The 16,975-nt window shown below is 60.9% G+C and carries 14 protein-coding genes; 8 read left to right on the top strand and 6 right to left on the bottom strand.

What is annotated here, in order from left to right; genetic code table 11:
- Positions 1-14 precede the first annotated feature (14 nt).
- Positions 15-1,253, top strand: a complete 1,239-nt coding sequence (locus ELH03_RS21140; RefSeq protein ID WP_128400651.1) for an OpgC family protein — start codon at positions 15-17, stop codon at positions 1,251-1,253.
- 49 nt (positions 1,254-1,302) lie between these two features.
- On the opposite strand, the gene ELH03_RS21135 is transcribed toward ELH03_RS21140, so the two are convergent.
- Entirely contained in the window at positions 1,303-1,656 is a 354-nt protein-coding gene (locus ELH03_RS21135; protein ID WP_128400652.1) for a VOC family protein, read from the bottom strand.
- A 490-nt stretch (positions 1,657-2,146) separates the two neighbouring features.
- Here ELH03_RS21135 and ELH03_RS38780 point away from each other — a divergent pair, with 490 nt between their 5' ends.
- Positions 2,147-2,602 (top strand): helix-turn-helix domain-containing protein, encoded by a 456-nt coding sequence (locus tag ELH03_RS38780; protein WP_128400653.1) that lies wholly within the window; start codon positions 2,147-2,149, stop codon positions 2,600-2,602.
- On the opposite strand, the gene ELH03_RS21115 is transcribed toward ELH03_RS38780, so the two are convergent.
- The gene (locus tag ELH03_RS21115; protein ID WP_128400654.1) at positions 2,505-4,268 is read right to left on the bottom strand and encodes a glucan ABC transporter ATP-binding protein/ permease; all 1,764 of its coding nucleotides are present in this window, start codon (positions 4,266-4,268) and stop codon (positions 2,505-2,507) included. The two genes, ELH03_RS38780 and ELH03_RS21115, sit on opposite strands and share 98 nt — an antisense overlap.
- 320 nt (positions 4,269-4,588) lie before the next feature.
- On the opposite strand from ELH03_RS21115, the gene ELH03_RS21110 reads away from it, so the two are divergent.
- The 3 genes from ELH03_RS21110 to ELH03_RS21100 all read left to right on the top strand — a co-directional run bounded on the left by ELH03_RS21110 (position 4,589) and on the right by ELH03_RS21100 (position 9,797).
- Positions 4,589-5,344 (top strand): helix-turn-helix transcriptional regulator, encoded by a 756-nt coding sequence (locus tag ELH03_RS21110; protein ID WP_128400655.1) that lies wholly within the window; start codon positions 4,589-4,591, stop codon positions 5,342-5,344.
- Between the two features lie 217 nt (positions 5,345-5,561).
- Positions 5,562-9,026, top strand: a complete 3,465-nt coding sequence (gene pyc / locus ELH03_RS21105; RefSeq protein WP_128400656.1) for a pyruvate carboxylase — start codon at positions 5,562-5,564, stop codon at positions 9,024-9,026.
- A gap of 198 nt (positions 9,027-9,224) precedes the next feature.
- Positions 9,225-9,797 carry an NADPH-dependent FMN reductase gene (locus ELH03_RS21100; protein WP_128400657.1) on the top strand — a complete coding sequence of 191 codons (573 nt, stop codon included), beginning with the start codon at positions 9,225-9,227 and terminating at the stop codon, positions 9,795-9,797.
- Between the two features lie 44 nt (positions 9,798-9,841).
- On the opposite strand, the gene ELH03_RS21095 is transcribed toward ELH03_RS21100, so the two are convergent.
- The 4 genes from ELH03_RS21095 to ELH03_RS21080 form a co-directional block, all read right to left on the bottom strand.
- Positions 9,842-10,603: an amino acid ABC transporter ATP-binding protein gene (locus tag ELH03_RS21095; RefSeq protein ID WP_128400658.1), complete on the bottom strand. Its 762-nt coding sequence runs from the start codon at positions 10,601-10,603 to the stop codon at positions 9,842-9,844.
- Positions 10,600-11,280, bottom strand: a complete 681-nt coding sequence (locus tag ELH03_RS21090; protein WP_128400659.1) for an amino acid ABC transporter permease — start codon at positions 11,278-11,280, stop codon at positions 10,600-10,602. Before ELH03_RS21090 ends, ELH03_RS21095 begins: the two co-directional genes overlap by 4 nt.
- Before the next feature lie 202 nt (positions 11,281-11,482).
- Entirely contained in the window at positions 11,483-12,256 is a 774-nt protein-coding gene (locus ELH03_RS21085) for an amino acid ABC transporter substrate-binding protein (protein WP_027682415.1), read from the bottom strand.
- 150 nt (positions 12,257-12,406) lie between these two features.
- Positions 12,407-13,276 (bottom strand): DMT family transporter, encoded by an 870-nt coding sequence (locus ELH03_RS21080; protein ID WP_128400660.1) that lies wholly within the window; start codon positions 13,274-13,276, stop codon positions 12,407-12,409.
- Between the two features lie 212 nt (positions 13,277-13,488).
- Between ELH03_RS21080 and ELH03_RS21075 the strand changes: the two genes are divergently transcribed.
- The 3 genes from ELH03_RS21075 (at position 13,489) to ispG (ending at position 16,968) form a co-directional block, all read left to right on the top strand.
- Positions 13,489-14,265, top strand: a complete 777-nt coding sequence (locus ELH03_RS21075; RefSeq protein ID WP_128400661.1) for a DeoR/GlpR family DNA-binding transcription regulator — start codon at positions 13,489-13,491, stop codon at positions 14,263-14,265.
- Positions 14,266-14,327: 62 nt separating this feature from the next.
- Entirely contained in the window at positions 14,328-15,518 is a 1,191-nt protein-coding gene (locus ELH03_RS21070; RefSeq protein WP_128400662.1) for an MFS transporter, read from the top strand.
- 199 nt (positions 15,519-15,717) lie between these two features.
- Complete coding sequence (gene ispG / locus ELH03_RS21065) at positions 15,718-16,968, top strand: flavodoxin-dependent (E)-4-hydroxy-3-methylbut-2-enyl-diphosphate synthase (protein WP_128400663.1); 1,251 nt, start codon at positions 15,718-15,720, stop codon at positions 16,966-16,968.
- Positions 16,969-16,975: the final 7 nt, after the last annotated feature.

Below are 16,975 nucleotides of genomic sequence, written 5' to 3'. Positions count from 1 at the left end.
ATAAGGAGACACCAATGGCAAGCACGCCGACCCAAGCTATCGTCACGGGGCGCAGCTCCCTATCCGCAGCTGCGCCAGTGCGTGACACGAGGCTCGACGTCTTGCGCGGCGTGGCCCTGATCATGATCTTCATCAATCATGTTCCCGGACAGATCTTCGAGTATGTGACGACGAAGAATTTCGGTTTCTCCGATGCCGCCGAGGCCTTCGTGCTGATCTCCGGCATTGCCGTCGGCCTTGCCTATGGAGGCCGCTTCCAGCCGGGCAACCGGCTCACGGTGGCGATCAAGGCGGCAAAGCGCGCCTTCACGCTCTATCTCGCCCATATGATCACCACCTTCATGACGCTGGCGCTCTTCATCTGCGGTGCCTGGCTGTTTCATCGGCCGGGGTTGCTGGTCGAGATCAATATCCTGGCGGTTCTGATGAACCTGAAGGAAGGCATTCCGGCGCTGCTCCTGCTCGGCCACCAGATCGGCTATAACAATATCCTGCCGATGTACGGGGCGCTGATGCTGATGGTGCCGATCATCCTGCTCTTGAATGCGCGCAGCCCGTGGCTGGCGCTCGGCGTCTCGGGCACGGTCTGGCTGCTTGCGGGCATCTACGAAGTGGCGCCGCACAACATGCTGATCGAGGGCTACTGGTTCCTCAATCCGCTCTCCTGGCAGTTCCTGTTTTCGATCGGCATCGTCTCGATGCTGCATATCAAGCGCGGTGGCACGATCCCGCAGCATCCGCTGCTTCTGACGGCCGCTGCCGGTTACGTCATGCTGTCCTTCATCTGGGTGACCGGCCATCTCTGGATTTTCGGCAACTCGCTGGCAGCACTTGGCCTGCCGCCTGTCATCACCGGTTTCGACAAGACCTTCCTGTCGCTGCCGCGGCTGCTGCATGTGCTGGCGCTAACCTATCTCGTTATCAGCATCCCGGCACTCTCGCGTATCCTGCGCCGTCCTGCGGACCATCCGCTGACGATCCTCGGCCGCCACTCGCTGAACATCTTTGTTGCCGGCACGATCCTCGCCATGATCGGCCAGGTGGTGCTCTACATCACCAACAAGGACCAACTGGTCGGTCCGCTCTTCGTGATCGCTGGGGTCGCGACACAATTCGCCTATGCCTATTATCTCGAACGCAAGCGCCAGCAGGGCAGGCTCAAGGGGAAACTTGTCGCCGATACCGCCACCATCCCCGTTCCTGTCCGCATTGGCGGGACGGCAAATGCCTATCGCCAGAACGATCGGAAATAGGGCTCGGATTTGCCCGACAAGAAGGAGCTGGCGGCCGATGGCCGCCGGCTCAATTTTTATGAACGAGGATGTTCACCAACTTGCCGAATGGATCGCGCACATAGAAGCGCCTGACGCCCCAAGACTCGTCGGCCGGGCCGTACTCGATCGGGAAGCCTGAGGCCGACATCGCCGCGAAAGCAGCATCGAGGTCGTCAACCTCGATCGAGAGGGCAGGCACCTCCGTTCCGGAACCGCCTTCACTGGCGATGCTGAGCTGAACGTTCATCGAGCGCGGGGCGCCGAACGTCGTGATCCAGCCGTGATCCATGATGACGTCAAGACCGAGGATATCCCGATAGAAGCGCCGGGCCAGAGTGATATCCGGTGCCTGAATATTGGCGACGATGCGCAGGACCTTCATGGCTTTGCTCCCCGTTGCTCTTCGACTGGCGGAGGTTAGGGAAGATCAGCGAGGGGATCAATCGTCCAAGTCCTGCGGAGAGAGGTTGCGGCGTCGGATACCCCTCGGCCATGCCGGGCATCTCCCCACGGCCTTGATACGTACTGACAGATATTCGGAGATATGCCTGACACTTCCGTGATGATTTATCGGGAGGTCGGCATGTTTAAGAGCCTTTCCTGGTCAGATTGAAGCATTCCGCCCGAGCCGACCGCCTCTTCCCTGGTGGAAAGATGCCCGCCCACCGGCCGCACTGCTTCGCCAGGCAAAGCAATAGAGTGCCTCCGGCGATTCTAGGTCTTGCAGATTTGCCTCAACCGGCCGGCTTGGCCATAGAGCCAGGCTACGATGCGCGCCGGCCGGTCGAGCATCCGACTCCGTTTGAGCCGACAGAATGTTTCAATCTGACCAGGAAAGGCTCTAGCGGTCGAGGTCGGGTGTCGACGAGCGTTTGGAATTCTGCCGGCTGGCAGCGCTTGAGGGGGAGAACGTATCTGAGCTTTGCCAGCGCCACGGCATCAGCCGACAGACGGGCTATGTCTGGCCGCGGCGCCTGCAGCCGGTAGGAGGGACCGCTCCCGTCGGCCGCATACCACTCACTGTGCACGGGAGCCGATCTCGAGCATGCGGCTGCAGGATCTCTGGACCGAGCCGCCGTCGGCGACGACGGGCGTCGGCCCTCGATCATCCGGCTCGGTTTGGACCAACAGCATGCTTCAATCTGACCAGAAAAGCCTGCCAGGTCCCAGAGCAAACAAAAAGGCCGGAAGGAGCTACCCTTCCGGCCTTTATCTTGAAACCCGAACCGATCAGGCGGCTTCGGTGGTATGGGCCTTGCGGACCTCTTCGTCCGTCAGGATGCCGCTGGCGCGCAGCAGAGCGGCGAAGCGGCCGTTGCTGTGGCTGAGTTCGTCGAAGCTGCCCTGTTCGACGACGCGGCCGTCATCCAGGAAGAGCACCATATCGGCTTCGCGGACCGTCGAGAGGCGGTGAGCGATGATGAAGGTGGTGCGGTTCTGGCGCAGATTGTCGATTGCGGCCTTGACGCGGGCTTCGGTTTCGACGTCGAGCGCCGAGGTCGCCTCGTCGAGCACCAGGATCGGCGCGTCCTTCAGAATGGCGCGGGCAATCGCGATGCGCTGGCGCTCGCCGCCGGAGAGCTTGTTGCCGCGTTCACCGACATGCGTATCGTAGCGATCCTCACGGGTCTCGATGAAGTCGGCGGCGGCAGCGGCTTCGGCCGCACGGCGCATTTCCTCTTCGCTGGCGCCTTCGCGACCAAGGCGGATATTGTCGCTGATCGAACGGTTCAGCAGGCCCGCATCCTGGAAGACGGTGGCGATGTGGCGACGCAGCGACTTGCGGGTCACCTTGGTGATATCGGTGCCGTCGACGAGGATCTTGCCGCCCTGGGCATCGTAGACACGCTGCAGCAGGTTGACGAGCGTCGTCTTGCCGGCGCCGGTCGGGCCGACGATCGCGACCGTCTGGCCTGCCTTCACCGAGAAGGAGACGTTATGCAGGCCCTGCGAGCTGTTGCCGAAGCCGAAGGAAACGTCTCGGAATTCGATCGCACCCCTGACGTCCTTGATCTCGCCGTTGCCGGCCGGCTCTTCACGTTCACGCACCGAGTCTTCCAGCGCATAGAATTCCTCGAGCTTGGAACGAGCCTCGAAAATCTGCGTAGCGAACTGGCGCATCAGGTCGAGACGGCCGATCAGAAGGTTGGCGAAGCCGATGAAGGCGATGACGTCGCCGACGCGCAGCTGGCCGGCCTGGACGAGCATGGTGCCGATGATCAGGACCACCATCATCGCAATGGTCGACGCCATGCGGTTCAGTGCGCTGGCGATCGCCCACCAGTCGAGCACCGGATACTGGGCTTCGAGCAGACGGTCGGCGAAGGATTTCAGCGCCCTGGTCTCGGCCTCGATGCGGTTATAGCTGTGCAGGACCGAAACGTTGCTGATCGAGTCGCTGACATGCGAGAAGACGGTGTGATAATGGTTCTCGACCGAAGCCTGGCCGTCCTTGGTGCGGCTCATGACGACGCGGCCGATCAGCCAGTAGGCGATGGCGAGCACCATGAGTACGGCGGAAAGGCGCAGGTCCATCGACATTGCGGTCGGTATCAGAAGGGCAAGCGCGATGACCGTCGACAGGTGGTTGCGCATGAATTCCAGCCAGAGGCCGAACAGCGTCTCGCAGGCGCGCAGCAATGTATGCAGCGCGTTGGAGGTGCCGCGCTGATGGTGCCAGCCGAGCGGCATGGAAATGATGCGGCCGAAGGCTTCCGTCAACAGCGTCGCTCGCCGGCCATGGGCCAGCCTGTCGGCCTCGCGGGCCACCAGGACGAAGGCAATGGTGTTGAAGACGGCGAAAGTCGCCCACATGAAGAGGATGGGCTTGACCTCACCCTTGCCCGAAATCGCATCGATAATGCGACCGAACAGGATCGGCTCCGCGATGGTGATCGTCGCAAGAACAATGTTTGCGACAACGACCAGGGATACGCGCAGCTTGTAGGCGCCAAGATAGCGCAGAGCCCTTGCATAGACCTTGAATAGCGTCACGTCGAACCTCTTGTGCATCTGCGAAAACGGGATGATGCGATGCTACAAAAGGTTACCTGAACGGGCGATTAACGGAGTATTCAGGGTTCGATCGATGTGATGATTGCCGCGATCGTATTATGGCAGGATGCGACGCGTGGCCATGACGCCGAAATTGCCGTCTGGCCATATCTCGCAACAATTTGCGCTTGCATTTTATTAAATGTTTAGCACAGCATTAAATTACAGACTGCATTTATTGAAGAAGACCGTTTCGCGACCAGTTTGACCAGCCGCCGACGGCCTCATGCAGGCATCAGGTCCGGGCAAGGGGCATTTTTGTGAATATTAATTCGTTAATTCAATTACTTGTAATTCTGGAAGAATGCTCAAATCCTAAAGCCGTCGTCACCGAGCTGGAGCAGATCCTCCACGGTTGCGGTTTCGAATATTACGGCCTGCTGCGCCATTTGCCGCAGAATCCGGTACAGCAGAATCCAGAGCCCTGGGCTGCGGCGCTTGCCGGCCGCTGGCCGCAACAATGGCCGCAGATATATGCCGCGAAAAAATATGCTCTGATCGATCCGATGCTGCGCTATCTCGCCCACGCGCAGCGGCCTTTCCGCTGGCGGGAGGCGATGGCGGCCTTCCACAAGGATGCGCATCAGCGCCGTATGGAGCAGATGATGGTCGATGCCTTCGGCCATGGACTGGAGGACGGCTACATCTTTCCGATCCACGGACGCAACGGCACTCTCGCCAGCCTCAGTCTCGCCGGCAAGCCGATCGAGTTGTCGCCGGTGGAGATCGCATTGTTGGAGGCGGTGGCGCGCAAGGCCTTCTGGCGGTTGCTCGATCTGAAAGGCGAGACGCAGGCGCTGGAAACCGTCCTGCCGGCCGACACGCCGCTGACGCGGCGCGAGATGGAAATCCTGCATTATCTCGCCGAAGGCATGACCTCGATGGAGATCAGCAAGATGCTGAAGATCTCAAACCACACGGTCGATTGGTATATGAACGGTCTGCAGGACAAACTGAAGGCGAAAAACAGGCAGCAGGCGGTGGCGCTTGCCTTCCGCCACGGCCTGATAAGTTAGAGCGATTCCGCTTCTCATCGAAGCGGAATCGATCTGGTTTTCATTTTTACGCAACTCCAGACGGAAAACCGATTCGCACTTTTCCTGGAGTTGCTCCAGCATGGCGAGAAATTGCATTTCGCAGTCGCAAGAGAAATTGAACTTTCTGTAACAAGAAGTTAAGAATTTTCTTCGCGGGTGCAGCATTGCCCGCGCCTGAACGTCTGAGGAGACCGTTTTGCCCATTTCCAAGATTCTCGTTGCCAATCGCTCCGAAATTGCCATTCGCGTGTTCCGCGCGGCCAACGAGCTTGGAATAAAAACCGTGGCGATCTGGGCGGAAGAGGACAAGCTGGCGCTACACCGCTTCAAGGCGGACGAGAGCTACCAGGTCGGTCGCGGCCCGCATCTTTCCAAGGACATGGGTCCGATCGAGAGTTATCTGTCGATCGAGGAGGTGATCCGCGTCGCGAAACTCTCCGGCGCCGATGCCATCCATCCTGGCTACGGCCTGTTGTCGGAAAGCCCCGAATTCGTCGATGCCTGCAACAAGGCCGGCATCATCTTCATCGGCCCGAAGGCCGATACGATGCGCCAGCTCGGCAACAAGGTCGCGGCGCGCAACCTGGCGATCTCGGTCGGCGTGCCTGTGGTGCCGGCCACCGGGCCTCTGCCGGAGGACATGGCCGAAGTGGCGAAGATGGCGGAAGAAATCGGCTACCCCGTGATGCTGAAGGCTTCCTGGGGCGGCGGCGGGCGCGGCATGCGCGCGATCCGCGATCCAAAGGATCTTGCCCGCGAGGTGACGGAAGCCAAACGCGAGGCGATGGCGGCCTTCGGCAAGGACGAGGTGTATCTGGAAAAGCTCGTCGAGCGCGCCCGCCATGTCGAAAGCCAGGTTCTCGGCGATACGCACGGCAATGTCGTGCATCTCTTCGAGCGTGACTGCTCGATCCAGCGCCGCAACCAGAAGGTCGTCGAGCGCGCGCCGGCGCCCTATCTCTCGGAGGCGCAGCGCCAGGAACTCGCCGCCTATTCGTTGAAGATCGCAGCCGCGACAAATTATATCGGCGCCGGTACCGTCGAATATCTGATGGATGCCGATACCGGGAAATTCTATTTCATCGAAGTCAATCCGCGCATCCAGGTCGAGCATACGGTGACCGAAGTCGTCACCGGCATCGACATCGTCAAGGCGCAGATCCACATCCTCGACGGCTTTGCGATCGGCACGGCGGAATCGGGCGTGCCGCGCCAGGAGGATATCCGCCTCAATGGCCATGCGCTGCAGTGCCGCATCACCACGGAAGATCCGGAGCATAATTTCATTCCGGATTACGGCCGCATCACCGCCTATCGCTCAGCGTCCGGTTTCGGCATCCGCCTCGATGGCGGCACCTCCTATTCGGGCGCCATCATCACCCGCTTTTATGATCCGCTTCTCGTCAAGGTCACGGCATGGGCGCCCAATCCGTCCGAAGCGATCGCCCGCATGGACCGGGCGTTGCGCGAATTCCGTATTCGCGGCGTGGCCACCAACCTGACCTTCCTCGAAGCGATCATCGGCCATCCGAAGTTCCGGGATAACAGCTACACGACACGCTTCATCGACACGACGCCGGAACTCTTCCAGCAGGTGAAGCGCCAGGATCGCGCGACGAAGCTCCTGACCTATCTCGCCGACGTCACCGTCAATGGCCACCCTGAAGCCAAGGACAGGCCGAGGCCGCTGGAAAATGCGGCCGAGCCGGTGGTTCCCTACGCCAATGGCAATACGGTCAAGGACGGTACGAAGCAGCTGCTCGACACGCTCGGCCCGAAGAAATTCGGCGAATGGATGCGCAATGAAAAGCGTGTGCTTTTGACCGACACGACGATGCGCGATGGCCATCAGTCACTGCTCGCCACCCGCATGCGCACCTACGATATCGCCCGCATTGCCGGCACCTATGCGCATGCGCTGCCAGGCCTTTTGTCGCTCGAATGCTGGGGCGGCGCGACCTTCGACGTCTCCATGCGCTTTCTGACCGAGGACCCGTGGGAGCGCCTGGCGCTGATCCGCGAGGGCGCGCCGAACCTTCTGCTGCAGATGCTGCTGCGCGGCGCCAACGGCGTCGGCTACACCAATTATCCCGACAATGTCGTCAAATATTTCGTCCGCCAGGCGGCCAGGGGCGGTATCGATCTCTTCCGCGTGTTCGATTGCCTGAACTGGGTCGAGAACATGCGCGTCTCGATGGATGCCATTGCCGAGGAGAACAAGCTCTGCGAGGCGGCGATCTGCTATACCGGCGATATCCTGAACTCGGCCCGTCCGAAATACGATCTGAAATACTATACCGACCTTGCGGTTGAGCTCGAGAAGGCCGGCGCACATATCATCGCGCTCAAGGATATGGCAGGCCTCCTCAAGCCTGCGGCTGCGAAGGTTCTGTTCAAGGCGTTGCGCGAGGCGACCAGCCTGCCGATCCATTTCCACACGCATGATACATCGGGTATTGCAGCCGCAACCGTTCTTGCCGCTGTCGATGCCGGCGTCGATGCCGTCGATGCAGCCATGGATGCGCTTTCCGGCAATACCTCGCAGCCCTGTCTCGGTTCGATCGTCGAGGCGTTGCGCGGTACAGAGCGTGATCCGGGCCTCGATCCGGAATGGATCCGCCGCATCTCCTTCTATTGGGAAGCGGCGCGTAACCAGTATGCCGCCTTCGAAAGCGATCTGAAGGGTCCGGCATCCGAAGTCTATCTGCACGAAATGCCAGGCGGCCAGTTCACCAACCTCAAGGAACAGGCCCGCTCGCTCGGCCTCGAGACCCGCTGGCATCAGGTGGCGCAGGCCTATGCTGACGCCAATCAGATGTTCGGCGATATCGTCAAGGTGACGCCGTCTTCCAAGGTCGTCGGCGACATGGCGCTGATGATGGTGTCCCAGGACCTGACGGTTGCCGACGTCGTCAGCCCTGACAAGGAAGTCTCCTTCCCGGAATCGGTGGTCTCGATGCTGAAGGGCGATCTCGGCCAGCCGCCATCAGGATGGCCCGAAGCGCTGCAGAAGAAGGCGCTGAAGGGCGACAAGCCCTATACCGTGCGTCCCGGCTCGCTGCTCAAGGAGGCCGATCTCGATGCGGAGCGTAAAGTCATCGAGACGAAGCTCGAGCGCGAGATCAGCGACTTCGAATTCGCTTCCTACCTGATGTATCCGAAGGTCTTCACCGACTTCGCGCTCGCCTCCGATACCTACGGCCCGGTCTCGGTTCTGCCGACGCCCGCCTATTTCTACGGTCTCAAGGACGGCGAGGAACTGTTTGCCGATATCGAGCGCGGCAAGACGCTCGTCATCGTCAATCAGGCGATGAGCGCCACCGACAGCCAGGGCATGGTGACCATCTTCTTCGAGCTCAACGGCCAGCCGCGCCGCATCAAGGTGCCGGACCGGGCCCATGGGGCGACGGGTGCCGCCGTCCGTCGCAAGGCGGAGCCGGGCAATGCCGTTCATGTCGGCGCGCCGATGCCGGGTGTCATCAGCCGTGTCTTTGTCTCACCCGGCCAGGCCGTTAATGCCGGCGACGTGCTCGTCTCGATCGAGGCGATGAAGATGGAAACGGCGCTGCACGCGGAAAAGGACGGCACCATTTCCGAGGTGCTGGTGCGGGCCGGCGACCAGATCGACGCCAAGGACCTGCTCGTCGTCTACGCAGGTTGAATGGCTGCCATCCTCGCAAAGACGCCCAACGGCCGACTTTGCGAGCCGGCTCCATTCACTCGATTGTGTACGATCGACCTGTCAAAAAGCTGATTTTTCGAATGTCCGCAGCCTTCGCGCCTTGCCCGGCGCGGAGGCTTTCTCATAGACTTGCACTCTTACCACCCGCCCCCCAAGACCCATCAGGAAATCATCTCCATGAGCAAATTGAAGATTGCCGTCATCGTCGGGAGCACGCGCATTGGCCGTTTTGCCGAGCATCCGGCCAAGTGGATTGCCGCTATCGCCGCCGAGCGCCAGGACATCGAGGTCCAGGTTCTCGACCTGCTCGACTACCCCATGCATTTTTTCGGTGAGCAGCGTGCCACGACCGCTGAAAGCGAAACGGCAGAGCGCTGGAAAAAGAAGCTGCGTGAATTCGACGGCTTCATTTTCACCGCTGCCGAGTACAATCACGCTCCGACGGCGGTTCTGAAGAACGCCATCGACCTCGGCGAGTTCATCCACAAGCCGGTCGGTTTCGTCGGTTACGGCGGCGTCGGCGGCGCACGTGCGGTCGAGCATCTTCGCCTGATCTTCGTGGAAATGGGTGCGGCTTCGGTGAAAACGGGCGTGCATATCGCGCTTGGCGAATATCTCGGCGTCCTCAAGGAAGGCAAGAGCCTCAGCGATTACGCGCATCTCAACGAAGCGGCGAAGAACCAGCTCGACCAGCTCACCTGGTGGGGCAATGCGCTCAAGGCGGCGCGCTCGGTCGTCACGGCCTCCTGATTGGAGTTCCAGCAATGCCGGGATGTTCGCATCCCGGCATTGGCTCAGATATCGTAAGTATGGGCGGCGTTGATCGTCGAGATGAAACGTTTGGTGCGTTCGCGCTCCGGCGCACTGAAGATTGTTCTGGCGCTGCCCGTTTCCACGACGCTCCCGGCTTCCAGGAAAACCACGTCATTGGCGATCTTCGAGGCGAGCCGGAGATCGTGGGTCGCCATCACCATCGTCGTGCCTTCGCTGGCAAGTTGGCCCAGCACATCGACCACTTCGGCCGAAAGCTCGGGATCGAGGGCGGATGTCGGCTCGTCACACAGAAGCACGCGCGGCGACGGCGCCAGTGCGCGGGCGATTGCGACGCGCTGCTGCTGGCCGCCCGATAGTGTTGAAGGCCAGGCGTCGGCCTTGTGGGTCATGCCGACCTTGGTCAGTAATTCCATCGCACGCTCGCGGGCCTTTTCCCTCGGCCATCTCAGCACGGTTACCAGGCCTTCCATGACATTCTCGATCGCGGTTTGATGCGGGAAGAGCTGGAAATTCTGGAAGACCATGCCGGTCTGGCGGCGGATCTTCTGGATCGCCGACCAGCTCGTTCGTTTTCCCGGCGCAAAGGCCAGCGTTTCCTCTCCGAGGCGGATGGAGCCGGCGGTCGGAATTTCGAGCAGGTTGATGCAGCGCAGCAGCGTGCTCTTGCCGCCACCCGAAGGCCCGACCAGCGCGGTGACGCTGCCTTCGGGGATGCGGATGCTGATATCCTTGAGGATGACGGCGTCGCCGAAGCGCTTTTCGATGTTGGAAAGCTCGATCATGCATTTGCCTCCAGCATGCCGCCGTAACGCGCGAAGCGGCGTTCCAGCCGCGCTTGCAGCTGCGAGAGGACAGAGCTCAGGACGAGATAGATCAGCGCCGCCTCGATATAGAGGATCAGCGGCTCATAGGTGGTGGCGACGATGCGCTGCGCCGCCTGGAAGAGCTCCGGCACGGTGATGGCGGCGGCAAGCGAGGTGTCCTTGACCAGCGAGATGAAGGTGTTCGACAAAGGCGGCACGGCGACGCGGGCGGCCTGCGGCAGGATGGTGCGGCTCATCGCCTGGCGCCAGCTCATGCCGATCGAATAGGCGGCTTCCCACTGGCCCTTCGGTACTGAGGAAATGACCGCGCGGATGATCTCGGAGCTATAGGCGCCGATATTCAGCGTGAAGCCGATGAGAGCGGCCGGAAAGGCATCGAGCAGGATGCCGAGGCTCGGCAGGCCGTAGAAGATGACGAAGAGCTGCACGAGCAGCGGCGTGCCGCGGATGACCCAGACATAGAAGCGCGCGATGGCCGAAAGCGGCATCGGCCCGAAAAGCCGGGCGATTGCGGTGGCGAGCCCGAGGGCCAGGCCGAAGACGAAGGATAGCAGGGTCAGTGGAATGGTGAAGATCAGCCCCGCCCACAGGAGCGAGGGCAGCGATTCCGCCATCAGTTGGAGCCAGTGCGCCAAGGGAATTCCCTCTCGTCGGTTGGGTCGTGATACCCGAAATACCCCTCCCCAACCCCTTCCCACAAGGGGGAGGGACTTATCTAGGTGCCGCCTCACACGAAATAGCGACCGAGCGGCAGGCCGAAACGATTATTTGGAGATGAGCGGTCCGCCGGCTAATCCCCTCCCCCCTTGTGGGGAGGGGACTTTTCTTCAGTTGAACTTACTTGGAAACGTCCTGGCCGAAATATTTGTCGGCGATCTTCTTATAGGTGCCATCGGCCTTGATGTCGGCAAGCGCCTTGTTGATTTCAGCGAGAAGCTCCGGCTCGTTCTTGCGGATGATGACGCCGGAGTAATCGGCATTTTCCTGCTCGGCGACGATCTTCACCGGCGCGTCCGGCTTGTGCTTCTTGAAATCAAGGAAGGAGAGGCTGTCGTTGATCGTGGCGTCGGCGCGCTTGGTCAGCACCAGCTGGATCGACTGATCGAAACCGTCGGTACCGACGAGTTCGGCACCGGCTTCGGTCGCGAGTTTGCCGAAGTTGCTGGTCAGCGACTGGGCGGCTTTCTTGCCCTTCAGGTCGGCGAAGGACTTGATGCTGTCGTCGCCGTCGCGAGCGATCAGCACGGCCTTGGAGGCGATATAGGGTTCGGAGAAATCGTATTTCTGCTTGCGGGTTTCAGTGATGCCGACCTGGTTGATGACGGTGTCGTAGCGTTTTGCATCGAGACCGGCGATGAGGCCGTCCCACTTGCCTTCGACGAACTCGGCCTTGACGCCGAGCTTGGCGGCGATCGCTTCGCCGATCTCGACGTCGAAGCCGACGAGCTTGCCGCTTTCGTCATGATAGGTGAAGGGCGCATAGGTGCCTTCGGTGCCGATCTTGAAGACGCCGGCCGTTTTGATGGCGGCGAGGTTTTCACCGGCATGGGCGGGCAGAAGGGCCGCAGCCTGAATGAGGGCAGCGGCGGCGACGGTTTTCAACCAGTTCATTGTTTCATCCATCCTTGGGAGGTGTTTCGGATGGCGATAGTTGGCAGAAAATTACGGCACCGGAAGCGTAGAAAACTGCGAATAAAAGCAGCAACTGCAAATATTTTTCTCAAACGGCCGCTCGAACCATGAATCCTGCAGAAACAGGCATCAGGCGGTGATGCGGCGGCGCAGTTTTTCGCTGACGACGATGATCAATCCCGCGCCGAGGATCATCGCCGCGCCGACAACCACATTGTGCGCGGGGATGTCGGCCCAGATCAGATAGCCCAAGAGGAAGGCCCAGACGAGAGATGTATATTCGAATGGCGCAAGCACGGAGACGGGCGCCTGACGCATCCCTTCGAAAAGGGCGAACTGCGCGCAGCCGGCAACGATGCCGGTGGCAATGAGGAGCGCGAGCTGCGTCATATCCGGCGTCTGCCATGTCCAGATCACGGCAACGCCGGTCATCGCAAGAAAAAAGACGTTGGAAACGGTGAGCTGGATAATGGTCTTCTCGTGCAGCGAGGTCTTGCGCAGCAGCACCATGGCAGAGGCCCAGAGCACGGCCGCCTGCAGCGCCAGATAGACCGGCCAGGAGATGGTGAGGCCGACGGGATTGCAGGCGATGAGGACGCCGACGAAACCGACGCCGACGGCCAACCAACGCGCCGGTGTGACCTTCTCCTTCAGGATGAACCAAGCCAGCACGGTGCCGACGACAGGTGCGGCGTAATAAAGCGTGGTCACTTCGGCAAGCTGCAGGCGGCTTGCGGCGGAATAATAGGAAAGCCAGGCGCAGAGCAGAAGGATACTGCGGGCGATCATCGGCTTGATGATCGGCGACGTCATCGTCTGGCGGACGAGCTTGCCGCGACCATAGGCGAGACAACCGACGAGGATGGTGAGACTGCGGAAAAACAGGATCTGCCAGACAGGAATGCTTGAAGCCAGGATCTTGATGATCGCGTCATGGAAGGTGAACGCCATATAGGCGACGGTCGTGAGCAGGATGCCCAGGCTGACGGAGTTTTTCACGGGGAGAACGCACCAGGTGGCGGATATGCCGGCGGGAATCGGGAATGACTAATCGATATTCCCGCCTCTCGGAGCGGTCAATAGGGCTTATTCCTTCCGGTCGTGGAGCTTTATTTCCAAACGTCAGAAAACGTGTGACCGTGCATATTGCCTGCATGATCGTAAGCGTTTATGCACGTTTTTGATTTGTAAGCTACGGACCCGGTAGAAACATGCAGGATTTTCTGTTGAGAGAGCGCCAAGGCGTGATTTCCGAGAGGCTGCGGCTGAATGGCCGCGTGCTGGCGACGGAGCTTGCGCTCGAATTCGGCGTCTCCGAGGATACGGTGCGGCGGGACCTGCGCGAGATGGCAGCGGCAGGGCTCTGCGAGCGGGTCTATGGCGGTGCATTGCCGGTCTCGCCGGCGCACGGAAGCCTGACGCAGCGCATCGGCTTTGCCGCTGACCGGAAACAGGCGCTGGCGCGCGCTGCAGCAAAGCAGATTGCCGCCGGCTCGACCGTGTTCTTCGATGCCGGCAGCACCAATCTGGCGATTGCCAACGCATTGCCGGCCGAACTCGCACTGACGGCTGCGACGAATGCGCCGGCGATTGCCGCGGCGCTGATCGACAAGCCTGCCGTCAACGTCATCCTGATCGGCGGAATGGTGGACCGGCAGACGGGCGGTGCGCTCGGCGCCAAGGCCTTGCGGGACATGGAGCAGATTTCGCCCGATCTCTGCATTCTCGGCGCCTGCGGCGTCGATGTCGAGGCCGGCATCACGGTGTTCGGCTTCGAGGATGCGGAGTTCAAGCGGTTTGCGACATCCAGGAGCAAAAGGGTGTTGGTGGCTGCAACCTCGGAGAAATTCGGCACCGCTGCCCCCCATAGCATCCTGCCGGTTGCGCATTGCGAATGCCTGGTCGTCGAGCACGATGCCGATCCGGCCACTCTCGCCCGTTACCGCGAGCGCGGATGCAGGACTGTTCTCGCCGAGAAAACGAACTGAGGCGACGTCATAGAGTTTAGGGAAACCGGGCCAAGCAAGCCCGGCAATGAGGAAAGACGGAAATGGATAGTCATGTAAGTGCGCCGGGAGCCCGGAGCGGCTTCATTACCAGAAGCAGAGCGGCGGTTTCCCTGCTCTTTCTCATGAACGGTTTTGTCGTCGGCTGCTGGGCACCGAAGATCCCGGATTTTGCTGAGCGTCTGGCGCTGACCAAGTTCGAGCTTGGGCTGATGATCCTCGTCTTCGGCGTCGGCTCGCTGGTCATGATGCCGATCGCCGGTGCGCAGATCGCCAAACACGGCTCGCGTATCGTCGTTCAGGTACTGGCTGTCTGCGTGCTGCCGTTGCTGCTGGCATTGACGCTCGCGCCAAATGTGCTCACCGGGGCAATCTCGCTCTTCCTGTTCGGTGGCTTCATCGGCGCAATGGATGTGGCGATGAATGCTAATGCGGTATCGGTCGAGAAATCCATGCGCCGCGCCATCATGTCGTCCTGCCACGCTTTCTGGAGCCTTGGTGGACTGATCGGCTCCGGTCTCGGCGGCATCGTGATCTCCAAACTCGGCGTGCTCGGCCATGCGCAACTGGCGACGGTGCTGGCGGCAATCTTCGTTGCCGTCGCCTGGCCGATGATCCTTGCGGATCCGCCGCATCCCGACACCAAGAAGGAAAAGACGAAGTTGCCGATGGTGCCGCTGCCGTGGCTGCTCGGACTGATGGCGCTGTTCAGCATGGTGCCGGAAGGCGCGGTTCTGGACTGGGGCGCGCTCTATCTCCGGCAGGAAATGGATGCATCCGTGGCACTTTCCGGCCTTGGTTTCGCAGCCTTTTCGGCGACCATGGCAATTATGCGCTTTGCCGGCGACCTGGTACGCGACCGTCTGGGCGGCGTCAAGACGCTGCGCATATGCACGCTGTTTGCCATTGTCGGCATGCTGCTTGCAGGCCTGGCGCCCAATGCCGAGCTTGCCATACTGGGCTTTGCTTTTTGCGGTATCGGCATTTCCAACATGGTGCCGATCGCCTTCTCGGCGGCGGGCAACATACCCGGCCTCAAGCCCGGCATCGCCATCTCGGTGGTCACGACCATGGGCTATTCCGGCATGCTGGTTGCGCCATCGTTGATCGGCTTCGTCGCCGAGCATATCGGCTTTGCCGTCGTTTTCATGGCGCTGCCGGTGCTGCTGCTCGTCGTTCTCCTGCTCTCCAAGCTAGCCCACTATGCCGATGGGACCTCCGGAGGCGGTCACTGAGCCGCCTCCCAACAAAAGTGATATCAGGGGCGGTTGACAAGCAGCCGGCCTTGATCCACCTGAAAAGCACTGTTTCTAAAGCGCGTCGCAATCTTTCAGATTTGCTCCTCGCGCTTTAGGTTTTTATTTTTCGCATGTCGTTATCGCAAAACCGCTGCACACTTTTGCGCGACATGCTTTAGGGGTGCAAGAACTCTTCATGTTGTCAGCCGCCGATTTTGATCCGAAACCGCGCCGCGCTTCCGTTGCCGTCGATGTCGGCGGTGTTATCGTTGGCGGCGGGGCGCCGGTTGTCGTGCAATCCATGACGAACACCGATACGGCCGATGTCGATTCGACCGTCGCGCAGGTCGCCGCTCTGTTCCGGGCGGGCTCGGAACTGGTGCGCATCACCGTCGACCGCGACGAGAGTGCGGCCGCCGTGCCGAGGATCCGCGAGCGGCTGCTGCGCCTCGGCCTGGACGTCCCTTTGATCGGCGACTTTCATTATATCGGCCACAAGCTGCTCGCCGATCATCCTGATTGTGCCGCGGCGCTGGCGAAATACCGCATCAACCCCGGCAATGTCGGCTTCAAGGACAAGAAGGACAAGCAGTTCGCCGAGATCATCGAGATGGCGATCCGCTATGACAAGCCGGTGCGCATCGGCGTCAATTGGGGTTCGCTCGACCAGGATCTGCTGACGGCGCTGATGGACCAGAATGCCGAAGCCGGATCGCCGCTTTCGGCCCGGCAGGTGACACGCGAGGCGATCGTGCAGTCGGCGCTGCTTTCTGCAGCCCTTGCCGAAGAGATCGGCCTGCCGCGCAACCGCATCATCCTGTCGGCCAAGGTCAGTCAGGTGCAGGACCTGATCGCCGTCAATTCCATGCTCGCCGAACGCTCCAATCATGCGCTGCATCTCGGCCTGACCGAAGCCGGCATGGGCACCAAGGGCATCGTCGCCTCGTCGGCGGCGATGGGCTTCGTGCTGCAGCACGGCATCGGCGATACGATCCGCGTGTCGCTGACGCCCGAGCCGAACGGCGACCGCACGCGCGAAGTCCAGGTGGCGCAGGAAATCCTGCAGGTCATGGGCTTCCGCCAGTTCATACCCGTCGTTGCGGCCTGTCCGGGCTGTGGACGCACGACATCGACGGTATTCCAGGAGCTTGCCCAGAACATCCAGAACGACATCCGCAAGAACATGCCGGTCTGGCGCGAGAAATATCCCGGAGTCGAGGCGCTGAACGTCGCCGTCATGGGCTGCATCGTCAACGGGCCGGGCGAAAGCAAACATGCCGATATCGGCATTTCGCTTCCCGGCACCGGCGAGACGCCGGCGGCGCCTGTTTTCATCGACGGGCGGAAGGCGCTGACGCTGCGCGGTCCTAATATCGCCGCCGACTTCGAGGCGCTGGTTGTCGACTATATCGAGAAACGTTTCGGCCAGCGGACGGCGGCGGAATGAGCGCCCG

It is taken from the genome of Rhizobium beringeri (assembly GCF_004306515.1).
In the GTDB taxonomy this organism is placed as follows: domain Bacteria; phylum Pseudomonadota; class Alphaproteobacteria; order Rhizobiales; family Rhizobiaceae; genus Rhizobium; species Rhizobium beringeri.
Note: the sequence above shows the minus strand (reverse complement) of the source record. Positions and strands in the feature narration are given on the sequence as shown.